Consider the following 5,140-nt stretch of genomic DNA (forward strand, 5'->3'; position numbering starts at 1 on the left):
CGCCGCCCGGGCCGCCGCACGGGCGGTGTCGGAGGCCCAAGCCGAGTCGTTGGCGGACGGCTACGACTTCTCCCGCTACCGGCACCTGGTGGACGTGGGCGGGGGAGACGTCGCCCTGCTGGCCCGGGTCCTCGACCGGTACCCCGACTGCCGGGCGACCGTCCTCGGCACCCGACCGGTGTTGGCCGAGGCACTGGAGGTGCTGGACGAGGCCGGGGTCGGCCAGCGGTGCGCGGCCGTGGAGGGGGACTGCTCCGCGGACCTCCCCCGAGGCGGGGACGGCTACCTGCTGAGGAACGTGCTGCGCGGATGGTCGGACGCGGAGGTACTGGCGGTCCTGCGGCGCTGCCGGGCGGCGATGGACCCGGGCGGCGCGTCCCTGCTCGTCGTGACCGGCCTCGTACCGGAGTGGGACGACGACCGGAACCCCGACGCCGGGCTGCTCAGCGCGCTCGACGACATGGAGCTGATGGTGACCGGCGGGGGGCGCGAGCGGCGGTTGGGCGAGTACCAGGACCTGCTCGGCGCCGCCGGACTGCGGTTGCACCGCGTCGTCGCCGTGCCGGGGGAGGTGAACCTGCACGTGCTGGAGGCGGGCCCCGGGTGAGGAAGGGGCGGGGACCACCGGTGATCGGTACATGGTTGACTGAACCCGCTATGAGACGTCCCGCCGCCGCAGCCGCTCTCGCCGCCGTCGCCCTGCTCGCGGCGTGCTCGACGGAGCAGCCGGAGAACGCGGCCACCCCGCCCCCCGCCGTGACCTCCTACGTCAGCCCGAGCGAGGTACCACCGCCCCCGGTCGAGGCGGTCGTCGACGGTGACTGCCCCTACCTGCCCACCGCGAGCATCGAGGACGTCAACGGCCAACGCGTGGCGTCCGTCCGGCTGGGCGACGACGAGCCGCACCCGTCCTGCTTCTTCTACCGCGCTGACGGCGGCGAGCAGTTCCGGGTCCGGGTCTTCGTTGGCGAGCCGTGGACCGCGAAAGCCCTGGTCGACCAGGAAGCCCCCGTCGCGGACTCGCAGAGCGCGGAACTCCCGGGCGGTTGGACGGGCGGCCTGGCCAGCGGTACCGACGGCGGTGTCTTCGCCGTTTACCACCCCGAGAAGGGCACCGCGGTGGTGGCGAGGACCAACCAGCAGCAGAGCTTCCCGGCCCGAGCAGTGGTCGAGGAGGTCATCGGCGCACTCGGGCTCTGACACCGGGCCGACCGCCGACGACCTCCCCAGCCGCTGGTGACGACCTCAGCGTTTCCGGCTGTGCTCGCCCGCGTCGGAGTTGGCGCTCTCGCCGGTCCCGTTCTGGGAGGCGTCGGTCACCCCGTTGGCCAACGGGTCACCCTGCCGCTTCCGGTCGGACTCGGCCTCGGACGGTTCGGGGCTGAGGTCCGCCTCGGCGAGGAACAGCTCCTCCTCCTGGCGCTTCGACGCGGCCACCGCCGCCGCGCCCGCCGCCACGAGCGCCGCCACCACCCAGGGCCACCGGCGCCGACGCGGACGGTTCTGCTTCGCCAGCTCGGTCTGGGCCTCCTTGGCCGCCTTCCTCAGCTGCTTCTGTGCCTTCGCCCGCTGCTTCACCAGCTTCTTCTTCCTCCTGTCCAGGCCCTTCCGAGTGCTCTTCGCGTTCTCGTCGAGCAGTTCCGCGAGTTGGGCGGGGGCCAGTCCCCGTCGGGCGAGCCGGTCCTCCGCCCGCCTGGCGGCGTCCCGGGAGGCTCGTGCCCCCGACCGACCCGCCCGTTGGGCGCCTTCCCGCACCGTCCTGATCCCGGTACCGACCGCCCGGCCCATCGACTCGCCGGCCGTCGCCATCGCCTTCACCTCGTCCAACGTTCCCTCCGCAACGTCCGTGACCCATGCCGTGGAAATCCGGCTGGCCCCCGTTCGTGGAGATCAGCGCGGTACGGACAGCACTGTCGTCCAGGGGTTGCCCCGATCCTGCCGCTTCTATGCCTGGTTCGCTCGGATGGCACGATGGACCAGTGGTAGACAGCAACGAATCACTCGTCGGGAAGGTGGTGACGGCCGTCCTGCACACCTCGCAGGGCGACATCCGTCTCGCTCTCTTCCCGGACAAGGCCCCGAAGACCGTCCGCAACTTCGTGGGGCTCGCCACCGGAACGGCCGAGTACACGGAGCCGAACGCGCGGGGAGAGCGGTCGGGCCCGTTCTACGACGGCGTCATCTTCCACCGGGTCATCAACGGATTCATGATCCAGACGGGTGACCCGACCGGGACCGGACGCGGCGGCCCCGGGTACCGGTTCCAGGACGAGTTCCACCCCGAACTCCAGTTCAACCGGCCCTACCTGCTCGCGATGGCGAACTCCGGACCCGGCACCAACGGCTCGCAGTTCTTCATCACCGTCGTGCCCACCACGCACCTGAACTTCAAGCACACCATCTTCGGCCAGGTCGCCGACCAGGAGTCGCGCAACGTCGTCGACGCGATCGCCGGTACCGCGACCGCCGCACACGACCGCCCGGTCACCGACGTGGTCATCGACCGGGTGACGGTCGAGGTGTCCGACCCCGAGTAGGGCGCCCTCCACCGGACGGCCCAGCGCCGCGCCGGTCGTGTCCGATCAGCCGAGCCGTCAGAAGCGGGGACCACGCCATGACCGTGCCATCGGAACCGTCGCACGAGACCGGGGACACCACCCCACGCCCCCCGGGCTGCTTCCGGCACCCCGACCGGGCGACGTGGCTGCGCTGCACCCGCTGCGAGCGGCCGGCCTGCCCGGACTGCCTGCGGGAGGCCGCCGTCGGCTCGCAGTGCGTGGAGTGCGTGAGCGCGGGTCAACGTGACGTGCGACGCCCGGTGACGGTGGCCGGTGCCAGGGTGGCCACCAAACCCGTGGTCGTCCCGGTCCTGCTGGCCGTCAACGTGCTCGTCTACGTGGCGACCGCCGTGCTGGCGCGGGACCCGATGAACAACGCCAACTCGGAGCTCTTCGCCCAGTGGTCGCTCTGGCCTCCCCAGGTGGCCGCCGGCGAGTGGTGGCGACTGCTCACCGCGGGTTTCCTGCACATCGGCCCGTTCCACCTGCTCGTCAACATGTACGCGCTGTGGATCCTGGGGCGCGACCTGGAGACGCTGCTCGGCCGTCTCCGGTTCGTCGCCGTCTACCTGGTCTCGCTGTTCGGCGGCAGCATCGCCGTGTTCCTGCTCGGCAGCATGCAGACCAGCGTCGCCGGCGCCTCCGGTGCGGTCTTCGGGCTGATGGGAGGCGTCGCCGTCGCGGCGCTGCGGCTCAAGGTCAACCCCAGGCAGGCGCTGATGCTCATCGGCATCAACCTCGTGATCAGCGTGCTGATCCCCGGCATCTCCCTGCTCGGACACCTCGGTGGCCTGGTCATCGGTTCGCTGGCCACGGCGGGCATGGTCTTCGCCCCCCGGGAGAGGCGGACCGCCGTCCAGGTCGGCACCGTCGTCGGAATACTCGTGCTGCTCGCGGTGGCGTTCCTGCTGCGGGACGCGCAGCTGGGCCCCTGGGGGTGCTCGGCCGACGGCACCTGGTGCGTGCCGCTGACGCTCTGAGCGAGCCGCACCCGCCGGCCCCGGCGATGACCGGTCGTGACGGCGACCGCCGTCGACCGGGGCGGCGCGGCCGACCGGATCGACGTGCCGGCGGCAGGGCTGTGGACAACCCACCCGGCCCGACCGGCCGCTTGTGCCTCCGGGCGCAAAGTTATCCACAGGAGTTGTCCCCAGTGGGGATTACTTACATCCGTGTACTTCGGTGACCCGGGGTGAGTAACCCGGGCCGGAACAGCGAACGACCCGAACGTGATGACACGTCCGGGTCGGGGGAAGGAACTCGTTCAGGGGCGGTCAACGCCAGCGCATGGTCATCAGCAGACCAGTGATCATCAAGGCGAAGCCGACGAGGAAGTTCCAGGAACCCAGCTCCGTCATCAGCGGAATCCGGTCACCGGCGATGTAGTTCACGATCAGCCACAGCAGGCCCAGCACCATCACCCCGAGCATCACCGCGACGTACAGCGGGTGCGAGGGGCCGATCGCCTTCGCCTTCACTGGAGTACGTTTGTCCGGCGGCGGGGTGTAGACATCCTTCTTGCGGACCTTGGACTTCGGCATGGTGTCCTCGCCTGCGTTGGCCGGTGTTCGACGACGTCTGATCGTTGACGCCGGGCCGACCGCGTGTTTCGCGGGGTGGCCGACCCGACACAACGACCACGTTAACGTAGTGGAAGACCGCCGCGAAGGACAGGTGTGAGCCCCGCAGCACGTCGCCCACGGCCGAAGGGAGCCAGGTGATCCCGCGCCCTCCCGGGCCCTCCCCGACACGGTGCGCCGGTCTCGTGCGACGGGCCTCCCGCCCCTCTCCCCGGGGCCGGTCACCACGACGGGCCGCCCCGTCGATCCGCACCCGGACGCGTGCCGGCGACCGGGAAGTCACCGCCCTCGGCGACGTGACCACTACCCTGTCAGAGCGCGCACGCCACGGCCGCCCGTCCCCACCGACGTGCCGACGCCGGGGCGCGCGCCGTCGGGGACGCACGAGCTGCGGAGTTCGTCCCGGAACGAGCCAGCCGAACGCGGCGCCGTTCCGGTGTCAGAGGCATGCCTGCCGACCCCTGGGTCGGCGGACCCGAGCCAGGAGGTTGCGTGGTGCATGAGTTCCCGCCGACGGGGGACCAGTTCGGTGCTCGTCCCGGATCTCGTCATCAGCCGCCGCCCCAGCAGCCCCGCCGCCACGCACGGTCCGAGGCACCCCGGGCGGAGGGGTTCCCCGAGGACGAGGAGCACTGGCCCGGCGCGGACGGCCAGCCGGCCAGGCCCCCCCACCCACCACACCAGCCTCCGCACGGAGAACCGCGTCCGCCCCGCGCCGAGCGGCACCGCTACCGCGACCCGGACGACGGGGCCGGCCGACCGGCTCCCCGCACCGGCCCCCTGACCCGCCGGCCCCCGACGGGCCACGACGGCGCTCCGCAACGCACCCGCGCACAACGACGCCGGGACGGCGACCTCGACCCGCCCAGCTGGCCCACCGCGACCCAGAACCACCCGGCGGAGAACCCCGCACCGGTCTACCCGCCCTCGAACCAGCCCGGTGGGGGCAGGCGCAGGCACCGGTCACCCGACCACCCCGCCCCGGCAGCCGCTGAGGCGCCA

General features: G+C 72.1%; 6 protein-coding genes and 1 pseudogene. 5 read left to right on the top strand and 2 right to left on the bottom strand.

The genetic code is table 11. The annotated features are described in order from the left end of the window. Together ACTIDRAF_RS28430 and ACTIDRAF_RS0211790 are read left to right on the top strand one after the other, a co-directional pair. The coding region (locus ACTIDRAF_RS28430; RefSeq protein WP_016698943.1) for a methyltransferase at positions 1-607 on the top strand (607 nt) is incomplete at its 5' end. Positions 608-657: 50 nt separating this feature from the next. Then, positions 658-1,200, top strand: a complete 543-nt coding sequence (locus ACTIDRAF_RS0211790; protein ID WP_016698945.1) for a DUF2020 domain-containing protein — start codon at positions 658-660, stop codon at positions 1,198-1,200. 45 nt (positions 1,201-1,245) lie between these two features. On the opposite strand, the gene ACTIDRAF_RS28435 is transcribed toward ACTIDRAF_RS0211790, so the two are convergent. Further along, positions 1,246-1,827, bottom strand: a complete 582-nt coding sequence (locus ACTIDRAF_RS28435) for a hypothetical protein (protein ID WP_016698946.1) — start codon at positions 1,825-1,827, stop codon at positions 1,246-1,248. A gap of 152 nt (positions 1,828-1,979) precedes the next feature. Here ACTIDRAF_RS28435 and ACTIDRAF_RS0211800 point away from each other — a divergent pair, with 152 nt between their 5' ends. Then, positions 1,980-2,537: a peptidylprolyl isomerase gene (locus tag ACTIDRAF_RS0211800; protein WP_016698947.1), complete on the top strand. Its 558-nt coding sequence runs from the start codon at positions 1,980-1,982 to the stop codon at positions 2,535-2,537. Between the two features lie 77 nt (positions 2,538-2,614). Continuing rightward, on the top strand, positions 2,615-3,538 hold the full coding sequence (locus tag ACTIDRAF_RS0211805; RefSeq protein ID WP_016698948.1) for a rhomboid family intramembrane serine protease: 924 nt from the start codon (positions 2,615-2,617) through the stop codon (positions 3,536-3,538). A gap of 294 nt (positions 3,539-3,832) precedes the next feature. Here ACTIDRAF_RS0211805 and crgA read toward each other — a convergent pair whose 3' ends face one another. Continuing rightward, positions 3,833-4,099, bottom strand: a complete 267-nt coding sequence (gene crgA, locus ACTIDRAF_RS0211810; RefSeq protein ID WP_026066010.1) for a cell division protein CrgA — start codon at positions 4,097-4,099, stop codon at positions 3,833-3,835. Positions 4,100-4,630: 531 nt separating this feature from the next. Between crgA and ACTIDRAF_RS34500 the strand changes: the two are divergent. Further along, positions 4,631-5,140 (top strand): annotated as a pseudogene (locus ACTIDRAF_RS34500) (hypothetical protein); the annotation flags it as partial.

Source organism: Actinoalloteichus spitiensis RMV-1378 (genome assembly GCF_000239155.1).
GTDB classification, from domain to species: domain Bacteria; phylum Actinomycetota; class Actinomycetes; order Mycobacteriales; family Pseudonocardiaceae; genus Actinoalloteichus_B; species Actinoalloteichus_B spitiensis.